This is a genomic window from Photobacterium chitinilyticum (assembly GCF_004104355.1).
GTDB classification, from domain to species: domain Bacteria; phylum Pseudomonadota; class Gammaproteobacteria; order Enterobacterales; family Vibrionaceae; genus Photobacterium; species Photobacterium chitinilyticum.
Genome location: NZ_RJLM01000003.1, coordinates 450,142 through 465,418, shown reverse-complemented (window position 1 = coordinate 465,418; position 15,277 = coordinate 450,142). Strand labels below are relative to the sequence as shown.

Below are 15,277 nucleotides of genomic sequence, written 5' to 3'. Positions count from 1 at the left end.
TTCCCGTATTGTTGCTTTCGTTTTTAGGTGTAAGCTGTATTCGAAATCAAGCGAAAGAGGTTTTGCAGGTTTCGTAAGGAGACAAGGTAAAGTGAAAAGTGCAGTCGAAAGGCGCATGGAAATTGTCAACGTGGTTAACCGAGATGGTAAAGCACGTGTCGAGGACCTTGCCGCACAGTTTGATGTCTCTAGTGTCACGATTCGTAGTGACCTCAGTTTTCTGGAAAAGAATGGCTATGTCGTCCGCTCTCATGGCGCCGCCATTCCCAATACTGGGGTGATTGCAGAGCTGACTGTTCATGAGAAACGCCGCCAAAATGCAGGCATTAAATCTCTCATCGGTCAGGCTGCAGCGAAACTTATTGAAAGTGGTGACACAGTAATTCTGGATTCGGGAACTACTACGCGAGAAATCGCAACCAGCCTGAAATCGCTGGAAGATGTAGTAGTAATGACCAATGGTCTGGATGTTGCAATGGAGTTGGCATCGGCACCTGGAATAGAGGTTCTGATGTCGGGTGGTGTGCTTCGTAAGAACGCACTCTCTTTTTCTGGCTCTCAAGCCGAACACAGCTTAAAGAACTATCGTTTTGATAAGGTATTTTTGGGTGTGGACGGTTTTGATTTAAGAGCAGGTATCACCACACACAACGAGCAGGAAGCCAGTCTGAACCGCTTGATGTGTGAAATTTCTGAACAGATTATTGCTGTTGCTGACTCAAGCAAGTTCGGTAAGCGCAGTTGTCATATGATTCGAGAGTTCGGAAATATAGATATCTTAGTTACTGATTCTGATATTCCCGAAGATTACGTACAGGGTCTTCGAGAAATGAAAGTTGACGTGATTATTGTAGAAAAAGAGTACTAGCCGGCTAACTCCATAGCAGCATTTCAGATGTTGATTGTGGAGTTAGTACATGAACACCCTTCAAAATCTCGTTCAATGCCATAAAGCCGGCGAGCAAAACGGTATTTATTCCGTCTGTTCTGCACACCCTCTGGTGATTGAAGCTGCTCTTAAGCAGGCATTGAGCGACGATTCTCTATTATTAATTGAAGCTACCTCCAATCAGGTCGATCAATTTGGCGGTTATACGGGTATGACGCCTGTAGACTTTCGAAATTTTGTATTGGAGATGGCGGAGTTACTTCAATTCCCCACGGAAAAGCTCATTCTTGGCGGTGATCACCTCGGGCCAAATCGCTGGCAGGCTCTCGATGCCGACGAAGCCATGCGTCATGCTGACGATCTGATTGCTGCTTATGTCGCGGCTGGTTTCAAGAAAATTCACCTCGATTGCAGTATGTCTTGTCTGGACGACCCTATGCCGCTATCGGATGAAATTGTCGCTGAACGTGCCGCCAGGCTCGCTAATATTGCAGAAAAAACGGCACTATCAACCTTTGGTTGCAGCGATATCACCTATGTTATCGGTACCGAAGTCCCAGTACCGGGCGGTGCGGCGGAAGAACTTGATGAACTGGAAGTGACGTCGCCGAGCGCTGCGATAAAAACTATCGAGTGTCATAAGTCTGCATTTGAGCAGGTTGGTGTTGCGGATTGCTGGCCGCGGGTTATCGGGCTGGTTGTTCAGCCGGGTGTCGAGTTTGACCATACCGGGGTGATTGATTATTGCCCGGAGAAAGCGCAGTCACTGAGCCGTGTTGTTGATGGTTATGAACATCTTATCTTCGAAGCCCACTCCACGGACTATCAGACCGACAAGGCGTACCGTGCTTTGGTTAAAGGGCACTTTGCCATTCTGAAGGTTGGTCCGGCCCTGACATTTGCTATGCGAGAAGCATTGTTCAATCTTTGTGATATCGAAGAAGAAATTGTTGCCAAGGCACATTGTTCAAACCTACGTGAAATGATTGAGCAGCAGATGTGCGATGCGCCAGATTACTGGAACAAATACTATCACGGGGACGAACACCAGCAGCGTTTTGCCCGTTGCTACAGCTTCAGTGACCGTATTCGCTATTACTGGCCGGATGAACAAATTCACCGTGCTCAGGAAACACTGTTTGCCAACCTATTCCGTACTGGCATCCCACTTCCCCTATTAAGTCAGTATTTGCCCGAACAGTTTCAAGCGGTTCGTGCAGGGCTGATTGAGTCTGAGCCTAAGGCTTTGGTTCTCGACAAAATTCGTCAGGTGCTTCGTAGCTATGCGAAAGCCTGCAAACTAAATAAAGGTTAAGAGGTACAACATGAACCAATATCTGGGCTACTCAGAGCAAGAGCTGGAAAAACTGAGTGCTTTCTGGACAGCAAAAGAAGTTGAGCAGCAGCCATCATGCTGGCGCAAAACTCAGGCGACTTTCCGCGAGTGCTTTCCTGCGATTGAAGCTTTTATGGATAAGGTGTTGACGCACCAAGATCTACGCATAGTTATGACTGGGGCTGGTACCTCGGCGTTTGCTGGTCGCGCATTGGCACCAGCTTTGGCTGAAAAGACGGGACGACGAGTCGAAGCCGTTGCCACAACCGATTTGGTTTCGAATCCCTACCAGTATTTCGCCGAAGATTTACCGACTTTGCTGGTTTCTTTTGCCCGCTCCGGCAATAGCCCCGAGAGTGTGGCGGCGGTTGAACTGGCCAATCAGTGTCTGACTAACTGTTACCACTTGGTATTGACCTGTAACGGTAACGGAAAGTTGTATAAAAACAGTGTTGGCGATAATCGCTGCTTTGCGTTGTTAATGCCAGCAGAGACGAATGATCAGTCTTTTGCCATGACCTCTAGCTTTTCTTCGATGATGCTGGCTGCTTTTTCGGTTATTGACTTGAAAAATGACCATTCGAAAGAAGTTGAAAGGCTGTGCTTATGTTCTGAGGGGCTGGTCAAAGAAATTAATATGCCTTTCAGTAATATAGCAACATTAGATTTCAGTAGGGTTATTTATCTGGGTAGCGGCGGCTTGCAAGGTTTGGCTCAGGAATCCGCATTGAAGTTACTTGAACTGACTGCCGGTAAAGTTGTGGCGATGTATGATTCTCCACTTGGTTTCCGTCATGGTCCAAAGTCTATCGTTGATAGCGATACCCTTATTGTGGTGTATATCTCGAACAACCCATATACCCGTCAATATGACCTTGACCTGCTGAATGAACTTCGCCGCGATAAGATCGCAAGCAAAGTTATTGCCGTTACAGCACAACTTGATGAACAAGTGACTAATGGTGATTACTGGCATGTTCCGGCAATGGAAACAGCCACCGATATCGAACTTCTATTCCCGTACATTATTTTTGCTCAGATCTATGCATTTCATCGTGCATTGGCTTTGGGTAACACGCCTGATAACCCTTGTCCTACCGGTGAAGTAAACCGGGTGGTTCAAGGTGTCACGATCCATAACTTTAATAAATAGAAGAGGTAGAACTCTTATGACTGCACCTAACATTGTTTGGACCCGTATCGACGAGCGTCTACTACACGGTCAGATCCGTATTACCTGGGGTAAACACACAGAAGCAAATCTAATTCTTGTCGCCAATGATGATGCCGCAGAGGGACCGAATGCCGCCTTTATGCAAGCGGGTATGAAAGCATCAGCCGGTGGCGAATATGCGGTTCGTTTTTTCTCAATTCAAAAAACGATCGATGTCATTCATAAAGCGTCACCTAAACAGAAAATCTTCATTCTGTGCAACAACCCTGAAGATGTAGCCCGACTGGTCGAGGGGGGCGTGCCGCTTACTCATTGCAATGTCGGCAACATGCACTTCCATGAAGGTAAACGCCAGATTGCAAAAACTGTTTCGGTTGATGACAAAGATTTGAATGCGTTTGAACGTATGGTTGAGCGTGGTGTGACTTGCACCGTGCAAAACACCCCCGATCAAACACCTGTAAATGTTATTGAACTTGCCATGACGTCGGCGTAAGCCGCGTCATACCCACTATAAACAGAGATTTAACAAAGGAATAAATCATGTTTTTTGAAGCTGCGCTAGTCGCTGTATGGGCGTTCTTCTGTGGTATCGATAAATACGATGTCGCGTTGAACATCCACCGTCCACTCATTACCGGCCCGGTTGTCGGCCTGATTATGGGTGATATGCAAATTGGTCTGATTGCCGGTGCCACTCTGGAATTGGCCTGGTTAGGTTTAGTGCCTAATGCTGGTGCTCAGCCGCCAGATGTCACCATGGGTACGATTGCTGCCGTTGCTTTTGCTGTGATGACAGGGCAATCAGCAGAAGTCGCAATGGGTGTAGGTATGCCGATTGCTGTACTGATGCAGATGTTGGTTATCGGTTTCTTTGCTGTTACTTCATTCACTATGGGTAAAGCAGACCGATTTGCTGAAAATGCTGATACCAGTGGTATAGATCGGCTCTTGATTACCACCATATCGCTTCGTTCTTTGATGTATGCGCTAGTTGCTTTCATAACGGTTTATTTTGGTGAGCATGCAGCAAGCTGGATTGACGAAAACGCACCGAAAGTGTTGCTAGAAGGCTTGGGTATTGGTGCCAAGATGGTACCGGCGATTGGTTTCGCAATGTTGCTTAAAATCATGTGGTCAAAAGAAGTGGCAGGTGTGTTCTTCATCGGTTTCGTGATGACAACCTACCTCAAACTACCAATCATGGCCGTCGCAATCCTTGGGGCTTCAGCGGCAGCTTTGTATTACTTCTTCAGTGGAAATAATGGAAATTCTAACAATCAACAAGTAGAGGAATTTGAAGATGGCATCTGATATCACAGCAGGCACTTTAGCCGGTAAAAACACCAAGGTTCATGAAAGTCTGGTTGATGGTATTGATTCATACGAAGACACCACACCACGTAAAGTGATCTCGAAAAAAGATCTTTGGATTTGTGCGCTGCGTGGTCTGTTCATGGAAGGTAACTTCAACTTTGAACGTATGCAGGCAGGTGGTTTTGCTTACTCCATCATTCCGGCACTGAAAAAGATCCACGGCGACAACAAACGTGACTTGGCTAAATCGTTAAAGAACCATCTTCAGTTCTTCAACGCGAGTCCAAAACTGTTCACTTTCTTGCTTGGTACTGCCATCGCAATGGAAGAGAACAAAGAAAAGCCATCCACTGTCAACGTCATGAAAGTGGCGGGGATGGGGCCAACGGGTGGTATCGGTGATGCGATTGACCACATGACTTTGATGCCGTTGACATTGGCGCTAGGGGCATCGATTGCAATGGAAGGCTCAATTGCCGGTCCGTTTGTTTTCTTCTTCCTATATCAGATTGTTCACTTTGCCGTGTACTTTGGCCTGATGTTCATGGGCTACAAAGCGGGTACCGCCGCGATGGTCAACATGAGCGATGCTACCGAGAAGCTGGCAAAAGCAGCCAACATTATGGGTATCTTTGTTATCGGGGCGCTATCGGCTACCTTCATTCGGGTGCAGACCACGGCCTCGCTCGAACTGGGAGGGAAGGTCGTTGAGCTGCAAAGTGCCTTGTTCGATAAGGTGATGCCGAACATTCTGCCGCTGGCATTGGTGTTCTTTATGCTCAAGCTGGTGAAAGGGACGGGCTTCTGGGCGAAACCGCCGGTGTTGATTTTCTCAACCCTTGCTGCCGGTGTTGTCGGCCACTTCCTCGGCATTTTTTAAGTAATTAGGTTTCGATAGTTCAGGGGGGAGATATTCCCCCCATATCAAGGATTTTCAGATGATTGGTATTGTTGTTTCGGGTCATATTAATTTCGCATCAGGCATGCAGTCAGCGGTTCAGGCCATTGCGGGCGAACAAGACCAAATGGAGTTTATTGATTTTGTCGAGTCAATGTCGACAGAAGAGCTAGAAGTACAGCTTCGCCAGGCTGCACAACAGGTTGACTCGGGGGAAGGGGTACTCTTTCTGACTGACATCCCAGGTGGTTCACCATGTAATCGCGCACTCTCAATCATGATGGATACGCAAAATATCGAACTGATTGGTGGAGCGAACCTGCCAATGATTGCCAATGCGGCGTTCGAGCGCGACGGTGTCAGCCTGCAGGAGCTTGTTAATACGTTATTGGAGATTGGTGCTTCTTGCATGCAAGACATGCGTAAAGAGCTGGAAGCTGTCATGGCACCAGAACCAGTCGCTGAAGAAAGTGAAGACGGACTATAACTATGCGTTACGCCTTACTCGCCGATCGCGTGTTTACCCCCGAAGGCATTGTGACTGATACCGCAGTAATGATTGCCGAAGGTAAAATCGAAGCGATAACAACGGAGCTTCCCAAAGACTGCCCGGTTATCCGTTTGGAAGGTCAGTCTTTGATGCCGGGCTTTATTGATATCCATATTCATGGTCGTCAGGGTGCCGATGTGATGGATGCCACGGATGAAGCGTTGCAGACGATTGCCGATGCCCTGCCTCAAACCGGTGTGGTCGGCTGGGTCGGTACGACCGTGACGGCACCGTGGGATGACATTCTTAGTGCATTGCGTCAGGTTCGCTATTTTACCGATCAAGCGCAAGAGCAGGGTGCCGAGTTACTGGGGAGTTTTCTGGAAGGGCCGTATTTCACCGAACCTCACCGCGGTTCTCATCCTCCGGTCTATTTGAAATCTCCCACTATTCGTGAGCTTGAGCAGCTTCATGAAGTCGCTGGCGATTCATTGATTCGTGCGGCAGTGGCACCGGAAGCCGCGGGAGTGATGGAAGCGATTAGCTGGCTCGCCGAACACCAGATCAAAGCATCGGTTGCTCATACCGATGCGACTTTCGATCAGGTAACCGAAGCATTTCAACGCGGTGCTGACTGCGGGGTTCACCTTTTTAACGGTATGCGCGGCCTCCATCACCGTGAGCCGGGATGCTGTGGTGCCGTTCTCTATCATGACATGCTGGCCGAGCTGATTGCCGATGGGATTCACGTCAATCCGGTGATGATGCAGCTCGCTTACAGGATGAAAGGCTATCAGGGTATTGCTCTGATCACCGACTGTATGCGTGCCGGTGGTCTCGATGATGGCGAATATCAGCTAGGGGCACAGATGATCACCGTCACTGGCGGCGAAGCGCGTACGGCCTGTGGCTCGCTGGCAGGCAGTACCTGTAGCTTGGATCAGGCGCTACGAAACATGGTTTTCGAAAGCCATGTCCCAGAATGGGAAGCGGTGCAGATGGCATCGTCTGTCCCGGCTAATTACTTGGGGCTTGCTCACCGTCTTGGCAGTATCGCCAAGGGAATGGAAGCCAGTCTCACTATTATGAATGAAGATTTACAGGTGCAGGGCACGTTAATCAAAGGCGAGTGGGCCTATCAAACCGAAGCGACCAAATAGCGCTGTCTGCCTTGCCAAACAAATGAATAAGAGGTTTTACATGGAAATTCGTCAACCAATTCACAGTGCACATGCCAAGCAACTTGATACTGCCGGGCTACGCGAGCAGTTTCTGATTGAAGGCATGTTTCAGGCTGGTCAGATCAATCTGACCTACAGCCATATTGACCGCATTATCGTCGGTGGCGCGGTACCGGCAACTGAAGCACTGACGCTTGAAGGCGGCAAGGAAATTGGCGTTGATTTCTTTCTGGAGCGCCGTGAACTAGGTGCTATCAATATCGGTGAACCGGGTCTGGTGATTGTTGATGGCGAAACCTATGAGATCGGTACTCGCGAAGCGATTTATGTCGGTAAGGGTGCCAAAGACGTTAAGTTTGAAAGTGTGTCGGCAGAAAAGCCCGCACGTTTCTATGTAAACAGTGCACCAGCCCACATGACGTATCCGACGCGCAAGATCACGCGTGAAGATGCGTCCCCCGAAACGCTAGGTAGCCAGGAAAACTGCAACGTACGTACCATCAATAAGTACCTTCATCCTGCAGTACTACCAACTTGCCAGCTGCTTATGGGGTTGACTGAGTTAGCGCCAGGCAGCCTGTGGAACACCATGCCTTGCCATACCCATGAGCGTCGTATGGAAGTGTACCTGTACTTCAACATGAAAGATGACAACATCGTTTTCCATTACATGGGTGAGCCGCAGGAAACACGCCATATCGTAATGCGTAACGAGCAAGCAGTGATTAGCCCTAGCTGGTCGATTCACTCTGGCGTGGGTACGGCAGCCTACACCTTCATCTGGAGCATGGTGGGGGAAAACCAGACCTTCCATGACATGGACCATGTCGCGATGAGCGATCTGAAATAACCTTCTATCTCAATTTGCGGTATGGCAAAAGGCTCGAAAACAGATTCGTCCACTGCCTGCCATACCGCAGCCTTTTTAACTAGGAATTCCAAATGAATATGTTTGATTTATCAGGCAAAGTTGCCATCGTTACAGGTTGTGATACAGGACTTGGCCAAGGCATGGCGGTTGGTCTGGCAGAGGCTGGTGCTGACATTCTGGGTATCGGTTATGTCCCTGCTGAAGAAACGCGCGAGAAAGTCGAAGCGCTGGGCCGGAAGTTCCACTACATCACTGCCAACCTTATCGATGACTCGAACAAAAAAGCACTGACTGCACTGGTTGACCAGGCGGTGACTGAGATGGGGCGTGTTGACATTCTGGTAAACAATGCCGGTATTATCCGTCGTGAAGACCTGCTGGATTTCTCCGATGATAACTGGGACGACGTTATCGCCATTAATCAAAAAGCGGTTGTCTTCCTGTCTCAAGCTGTTGCTAAACACTTTATTGCGCAAGGCAATGGCGGCAAGATCATTAATATTGCTTCTATGCTGTCTTTCCAAGGCGGTATCCGTGTTATTTCCTACACTGCATCCAAGTCTGCGGTCATGGGTATTACCCGTGCACTGGCCACCGAACTGTCCCCACACAATATTACTGTGAACGCTATCGCCCCGGGTTATATGGCAACCAATAACACACAGGCGCTGCGTGAAGACCAAGAGCGCAACAAGGCCATTCTGGAGCGGATTCCTGCTGGTCGCTGGGGGCTGCCAGCAGATATGGCCGGTCCTGTTATCTTCCTGGCTTCTCCGGCTTCAGATTACGTAACGGGTTACACCCTTGCTGTTGACGGTGGCTGGTTGGCTCGCTAATAGGTGATGACATGACATTGACGAAAGAACATATACTAAAGCAGCTAAAACGTGTCTATCGCTACCAAGCCGCGAATCAGACTCGCTCTGTGATTCGCCGCAGTGGCGCGACTCGTTTTATCAAGGATACGGACTGGGAACGCGGCGTATTCTGGTCTTGTGCCTCTGCTGCATGGATGGCAACTGACGATAATGAATACCTTGACGGGGTGATGAATTACGCGCTGCATACTGGTTTTCGGACCGGTGCATTTCCGCGTTTTGCTGATGACCATGTCTGTACCCAGGCGTATTTGGATGTCTACCCAACCATAAACATCCCTGAAGCGTTGGAGCCGACCGTTAAGGCGTTCGATGTTATGCTTGATGAGCCGAAACCTGGCCATCGCGACTGGTGGTGGGTGGACTCACTGTTTATGGCACCACCTGCCTTTGCGGCTTTGTCAAAAGTGACCGGCGAGCGCAAGTACCTCGATTACATGAATACGGCATTCTGGGACGCGATTGATCATCTCTACGATCCTGAAACGGGCCTGTTTTACCGTGACTACCGTTATATGCCAACTGAGCTTGGCCAGAAGTACCGTGATGAGTTCGGTGACGGTGGGGCAGAGTTTCGCGAAGCTAACGGCGAGAAGGTGTTCTGGTCGCGCGGTATCGGCTGGATGCTGGCTTCGGTACCGCGTCTGATGGCACGTATGCCCGAGGATTATACCGAGCGCAGCCGTTATCTTGAATTGTTCAATAACCTTGCTGCCGAAGTGATCAAATATCAGCAAGATGACGGCTTTTGGCGTACTAGCCTGCTCGATCCGGAAAGCTTCCCGGCTCCGGAGAGCAGTGCAACCTCGCTATTCTGCTATGGCTTGGCATGGGGAATAAATAACGGTCAGCTTGATCGTGACATCTATCTGCCAGTTGTCGAGAAAGCCTGGCAGGCATTACAAGGCTGTATTCACGATAACGGCATGATGGGGTGGGTACAGCTTCCCGCCTTTAATCCTCGCGACGTAAAGTTTGAGCACAATATAGACTACGGTGCCGGAGCTTTTATGTTGGCAGCAATTGAAGTTGCTAACTTGGTCGAATAATAAATGGGCATAGTGAACTCTGTATTAAACTGAGTGCTTTATACCTAATGAACTCTGACTTTATTGTTATTAGCCTCTCTTTTAGTTTTCGGCTCAAGATAAAGAGAGGCTTTTTTATTATGTGAAAATGTCTTAATTTATGTCTGAACAATCAGTATATTTTCTCGCGCAATCACTTGGTTTTCTGAGCTTCGCTATCGGTTTGTTTGCGTTTTACCAGAAACAAGATATTAAGCTGAAATTGTGGATGGCAGTATTATGCCTTGTGAATGCGATGCACTTTTTATTATTGAACTCTTCCTCGTCAGCATTTTGCGCGATCGTTTCTATGGTGAGAAACTTAATTACTATAAAGGTTCGATCGCGGTGGGTGATGATGACCTTCATGCTGTTTAGCATTGCTGGTGCTTTTTCAATCCAGCGATTGAGTGAAGCACTTGGCGTCATGGGTATATGTGTCGGTACTTATTCGCTTTTTATGCTTGACGGTATAAGGCTTCGCTTGGGGTTGCTGACAGGTTCACTCTTGTGGTTGGGCAATAATATTGCCCTGGGTTCGGTTGGTGGAACCCTGCTTGAAGCCTGTAGTGCGAGTATGAATGCCGTTACCTTATACCGACTTTATAGCGATAGGAAATCTCTCGAACAGATACGGATTTAGTGAAGTAGTCTCTTCTTATCTCAAGGTTTGGTCGACTTTATAATAAGTGGTGACCACTTGATTGACCAGATTTATTACTGCGTGATTATATATTGGGGTGAAAATGTTTCGTTTAGAACAATATAGTTTCGGCAAACGATTAGGTGCAGGTTTTGCAATTATTATTGTGATGCTTCTGCTCGTTTATGGGGAAGGCCTGAGAAGCCGCCGAGTCACGGAGGATGGCATTAATCAGCTGAATGTTGCCAATATAGGTGTTCGTGAAGTTTTTGGTTTGCAGGTGCTTGAAAATAGTTATCTAAATACCCGGGATCCAATTTTTGCTCAGCGATTTAAAAAATGGCATAAAGTTAATCTCGATAAATTTTTGGCCAGTAAACACCTTTTTAATTCGAGTCATGATCGCCCGTTGGCAGAGAGGTTTGAAGTCGCCAGCATAAGGTACGGTCAAGAGTTCGGTAAATTCCACCAGCAAGTTACGACAATCCAGGCACTGATCAGACAGATGGCCGAGACAGAGCAGAGGTGGTCAGGTCAATATCTGGCTGATTCGGCCCAGTTGCTACTTGTTCGCCTTGAGCAGGGGCGTACTCAGACTGAGCTGTCCCTGGAACTGTCCCAGCTTGAACCATGGGAAGCAAGCTTAGGTCTGTGGTCACACTATGTGGAGCCTTCAGAGATTGCGGCTTATCGTAGTAAACTCAATCAAGTTAGTAGCTTGGTGAAAGCTTCCGTCGAAACGCGAGATCTTATGCTGCAGGCTGCGATGGATGTCCGTGATAGTGCTAAGACGCTGGTGGCTAATGTTGAGCTGAAAATGGCACAGGATAAACAGTTGAGTACTTGGGTCGGCTTTGTCGTATGTTTGTCGGCGGTAATAGCCAGCCTTGTTATTGGCCTGGTGCTCACTCGCTCGGTGATAAAGCCGATCAAATCCACCATTTGTATTGTCGAGAAACTGGCGGGGGGAGAGCTATATCATCAGCTTTCTTCTGATGCACGTGATGAGCTGGCAAGTTTGTCGCAGGCCATAAACCATATGACGAACTCGCTTCGCCATATGGTTGGAGATATTGGCCAGAACCTCGAGTTGCTCAATACGGTAACTGCGGAAATGGACACTATTGCCGAGGGAAATAGTAGCGGTGCGCAACAGCAGTTGGCAGAGTCCGAACAGATGGCAGCAGCCATGACCCAACTGACAGCCACAATGGCAGAAATCAGCAATAGCGTGGTCGAGGTTGCCGACAGTGCTAATCAAAGTCAGCAGTTAATCGAACACTGTAATCAGGTAACGGATGTTGCTATTTCAGATATTCGCCAGCTGGATAGCAATATGTCTGATGCTGCCGAGGTTGTCGGGCACCTGGCGCAGGGGACGGAGAACATTAGCTCGGTTCTTGAGGTGATCAGCAGCATTTCAGATCAGACTAACCTGTTGGCATTGAACGCGGCAATCGAGGCTGCACGGGCTGGCGAGCAAGGGCGTGGGTTTGCTGTGGTAGCCGACGAGGTGAGGCTTCTGGCTCAGCGTACTCAGTCATCGACACGGGAAATTCACTCTATTATTGAGGCTCTGCGACATGATGCAGGTAAGGCTGTCTGTGCCATGAACCAGAGTCAGCAGTCGGTGTTGTCATCCCGTCAGCAGGTTGACGATATTGGTTCCAACCTGACGGCAGTATCAGATCTGGTCAACAATGTTGCTGAACAGGCTGGTAACCTGTCTACTGCCTCGGTAGAGCAAAATGTGACGGCCGAGTCGTTCTCCGAAAGTATGCAGGTAATTGTCGATATTACCCGACGGTCATCTGATACTGCCGAGCAACTAGCCAAAACCACCAGTCAGCTTTTTAAATGCAAGGACGAGGTTAATTTCCACATGGCCAAATTTAACTTGTCTTAGCTATACGCTGAACTCGTGTGAATATGAGTGTATATTCTTGAATAGATACACAGGCTGCTTCAGCAGCTTGTGTATCTAGTTCTTGAGGTATACGTTTAATCGTGATTATTGCCTTTTTTCTTATGCTTCTTGAGAAGACGTTGTATCAATCGATAAACCTTTTTTGGTATCTTCTTATCACTCATGAAAAATCCTTTTCTAAGAGTGTTTCAATTATCGAACTCATCCATTGTCGATAGCTATCATGCTTCTGGCTTTGTTTTTTCTTGTCTATTAGCTAATAACGTTTCAATATTTTCCGTAAGTAGATCGATTTTGTCATCAATATGGTCTAGTCGCTTATTGTCTAAACCAACAAAATTTTGTAGCAAATGGTGCACTCGCTCTTCGATCTCAACTGAGGCGTGAGTGTGTTCAGTATGTACACGTTCTTTCACTTCTGATTCAACAGAACGACCACGTTCAACCAGTTCATCAAATAAGACTTTGCTTTTGTCTGATAACTGGTTTACTTCTCCAGCGCTTTTTGTATAGGCACCTAGCCCCGCTAACCAGATGTTATGTAGTTTTTCTTCTTTTACTATATTTTTCGCTACTGATTTTAAAGTGCTCATATCGTATTCCCTCTTTGTAATACAAAATTGACTATCAATAAGTATTAGCTTTTAGCGTATTTAGAGGATATGAATTTCATTTAGAGTATTCTCACTAAAATAGTGAATTAACATGCCATATGGTGAAATAAAATAAAGGAGAGCCGCCTTATTCCGACTCATTGCCTGTCGATTAGACTTAACAAATCCCACTAGAAAAATGTTTAGAGCACGTAACATATGGTTGGGTAGGTTATCGTAAGTGCAGTATGAAAACGCTGCAAATCTAGTGAAATTTGAATAATAATGCTGTTGCTGTTAACATTCCCTCTGGTTTTTTATTTAGTGGTCTAATTATCTTGGTTTCTGTGAGCCATTTCGCTTGTACTGTTTCATAAAAAAAAGCATTAAGGACTGAACGTTTGAGTATCATTTATGGATAGCATTTTAAAAAAATACAGCATTGAAACAACCGACTATCAGGTTGGTCAGGACAACATTCAAAAGTGGGGTTTTGATATTCATAACCCCGTATTCGGCATTAGCGCAGGCCTTATTTTTCTATTCCTTTCGGCGTTGCTAATTGTCGAACCCAGCACCGCTAAAGAGGCACTTAATAGTTTAAAGAACGGTATCATTGAAGATTTTGACGTCTTCTTCATGTGGGCAACTAACTTTTTCCTTGTTTTCACTCTAGCCTTGATGTTGTCACCCTTTGGTAAAATCCGCATTGGTGGCAAAGAGGCTAAACCAGAGCACTCTACCGTTTCATGGATGGCAATGTTGTTTGCTGCCGGTATGGGGATCGGCCTTTTGTTCTGGGGAGTGGCTGAACCTACGGCTTACTTTACCGACTGGTGGGGCACGCCGTTTAACGTAGAACCGTACACCGCAGAAGCAAAATCACTCGCGATGGGAGCGACAATCTTCCACTGGGGAATCCATGGGTGGTCTATCTATGCAATTGTCGCGCTCGCGTTGGCTTTTTTTGCTTTTAATAAGGGGTTACCGCTCTCCATTCGTTCAGTGTTCTACCCGATTTTTGGTGATCGTGCTTGGGGCTGGCTTGGTCATGTAATTGATATTATGGCTGTACTGGCTACCTTGTTTGGTTTGGCAACCTCTCTTGGTTTGGGGGCGCAGCAGGCGACTAGCGGTATTAATCATGTGTTTGGTACTGATGGCGGTATTGGCATGCAGCTTGTTGTTATCGCATTTGTAACTTTGATAGCCATAGCTTCGGTGGTGCGAGGAATCAATGGCGGTGTGAAGCTACTAAGTAACATCAATATGCTATTTGCCTTCGCCTTGCTGCTGTTCGTGACTTACGTCAGCTTTGATATTGCGAAGCTTTCACTGCCTGCAACATTCATGGCTTATGCAGAAAATATCATTGGCCTGAGCAACCCTCATGGCCGTGAAGATACGACATGGATGCACGGTTGGACGGTATTCTACTGGGCATGGTGGATTTCATGGTCTCCATTTGTTGGTATGTTTATTGCGCGTGTATCTAAAGGTCGTACCGTGCGCGAGTTCTTGTTCGCTGTTGTGTTTATTCCGACTCTGATGACCATTGTTTGGATGTCTATATTCGGTGGGATTGCGCTCGATCAGGTGGTCAACAAGGTTGGTGAGCTAGGAGCAAAAGGCTTAACGGATATTTCGCTTACTTTGTTTCATGTTTATGATGCCCTGCCATTTGGCTCAGCCATTTCCATTATTTCGATTGTGTTGATACTGATCTTCTTTATCACCTCGTCAGATTCAGGCTCACTGGTTATCGACAGTATCACTGCTGGTGGTAAGGTCGAGGCTCCGGTTCCGCAGCGGATTTTCTGGGCAACAGTCGAGGGGGCAATCGCAGCAGTCATGCTTTGGGTTGGTGGCAAAGAAGCGCTTCAGGCCTTGCAGTCTGGCGTTGTAGCGACGGCCCTGCCGTTTTCCTTTGTCCTGTTGTTGATGTGCGTTAGCCTGATCAAGGGATTAAATACAGAACGCTCTTTATACCGATAATAGTTGAGACTGAGAAAA

Annotated in this window: 15 protein-coding genes; 14 read left to right on the top strand and 1 reads right to left on the bottom strand. The window is 47.4% G+C overall.

Annotated features, from left to right (window positions below; translation table 11 throughout):
* The first annotated feature begins 91 nt into the window (after positions 1–91).
* The 13 genes from agaR to EDI28_RS10930 all read left to right on the top strand — a co-directional run bounded on the left by agaR (position 92) and on the right by EDI28_RS10930 (position 12,650).
* Positions 92–868 (top strand): transcriptional repressor AgaR, encoded by a 777-nt coding sequence (agaR, locus tag EDI28_RS10990; protein ID WP_128783890.1) that lies wholly within the window; start codon positions 92–94, stop codon positions 866–868.
* Between the two features lie 49 nt (positions 869–917).
* Entirely contained in the window at positions 918–2,204 is a 1,287-nt protein-coding gene (gene kbaZ / locus EDI28_RS10985; protein WP_128783889.1) for a tagatose-bisphosphate aldolase subunit KbaZ, read from the top strand.
* A gap of 10 nt (positions 2,205–2,214) precedes the next feature.
* A complete protein-coding gene (locus EDI28_RS10980; protein WP_128783888.1) occupies positions 2,215–3,378 on the top strand; it encodes an SIS domain-containing protein in 1,164 nt (387 codons plus the stop codon).
* A 16-nt stretch (positions 3,379–3,394) separates the two neighbouring features.
* The gene (gene agaV / locus EDI28_RS10975; RefSeq protein WP_128783887.1) at positions 3,395–3,895 is read left to right on the top strand and encodes a PTS N-acetylgalactosamine transporter subunit IIB; all 501 of its coding nucleotides are present in this window, start codon (positions 3,395–3,397) and stop codon (positions 3,893–3,895) included.
* Between the two features lie 47 nt (positions 3,896–3,942).
* Positions 3,943–4,713, top strand: a complete 771-nt coding sequence (gene agaW / locus EDI28_RS10970) for a PTS N-acetylgalactosamine transporter subunit IIC (protein WP_128783886.1) — start codon at positions 3,943–3,945, stop codon at positions 4,711–4,713.
* On the top strand, positions 4,703–5,596 hold the full coding sequence (locus EDI28_RS10965) for a PTS system mannose/fructose/sorbose family transporter subunit IID (protein ID WP_128783885.1): 894 nt from the start codon (positions 4,703–4,705) through the stop codon (positions 5,594–5,596). The genes agaW and EDI28_RS10965 overlap by 11 nt, the downstream gene beginning before the upstream one ends.
* Before the next feature lie 58 nt (positions 5,597–5,654).
* Positions 5,655–6,101 carry a PTS galactosamine/N-acetylgalactosamine transporter subunit IIA gene (agaF, locus tag EDI28_RS10960; protein ID WP_128783884.1) on the top strand — a complete coding sequence of 149 codons (447 nt, stop codon included), beginning with the start codon at positions 5,655–5,657 and terminating at the stop codon, positions 6,099–6,101.
* A 2-nt stretch (positions 6,102–6,103) separates the two neighbouring features.
* Positions 6,104–7,264, top strand: coding sequence for an N-acetylglucosamine-6-phosphate deacetylase (gene nagA, locus EDI28_RS10955; protein ID WP_128783883.1), 1,161 nt, complete (start codon positions 6,104–6,106; stop codon positions 7,262–7,264).
* A 40-nt stretch (positions 7,265–7,304) separates the two neighbouring features.
* A complete protein-coding gene (kduI, locus tag EDI28_RS10950) occupies positions 7,305–8,135 on the top strand; it encodes a 5-dehydro-4-deoxy-D-glucuronate isomerase (protein WP_128783882.1) in 831 nt (276 codons plus the stop codon).
* Positions 8,136–8,227: 92 nt separating this feature from the next.
* A complete protein-coding gene (gene kduD, locus EDI28_RS10945) occupies positions 8,228–8,992 on the top strand; it encodes a 2-dehydro-3-deoxy-D-gluconate 5-dehydrogenase KduD (protein WP_128783881.1) in 765 nt (254 codons plus the stop codon).
* Between the two features lie 11 nt (positions 8,993–9,003).
* Entirely contained in the window at positions 9,004–10,083 is a 1,080-nt protein-coding gene (locus tag EDI28_RS10940) for a glycoside hydrolase family 88/105 protein (protein ID WP_128783880.1), read from the top strand.
* 139 nt (positions 10,084–10,222) lie between these two features.
* A complete protein-coding gene (locus tag EDI28_RS10935; protein WP_128783879.1) occupies positions 10,223–10,744 on the top strand; it encodes a YgjV family protein in 522 nt (173 codons plus the stop codon).
* 103 nt (positions 10,745–10,847) lie between these two features.
* A complete protein-coding gene (locus EDI28_RS10930; RefSeq protein WP_128783878.1) occupies positions 10,848–12,650 on the top strand; it encodes a methyl-accepting chemotaxis protein in 1,803 nt (600 codons plus the stop codon).
* A gap of 242 nt (positions 12,651–12,892) precedes the next feature.
* Here the strand turns inward: EDI28_RS10930 and EDI28_RS10925 are convergent, their stop codons facing one another.
* On the bottom strand, positions 12,893–13,264 hold the full coding sequence (locus EDI28_RS10925; protein WP_128783877.1) for a phasin-related domain-containing protein: 372 nt from the start codon (positions 13,262–13,264) through the stop codon (positions 12,893–12,895).
* A 414-nt stretch (positions 13,265–13,678) separates the two neighbouring features.
* Here EDI28_RS10925 and EDI28_RS10920 point away from each other — a divergent pair, with 414 nt between their 5' ends.
* Complete coding sequence (locus tag EDI28_RS10920) at positions 13,679–15,259, top strand: BCCT family transporter (RefSeq protein WP_128783876.1); 1,581 nt, start codon at positions 13,679–13,681, stop codon at positions 15,257–15,259.
* Positions 15,260–15,277: the final 18 nt, after the last annotated feature.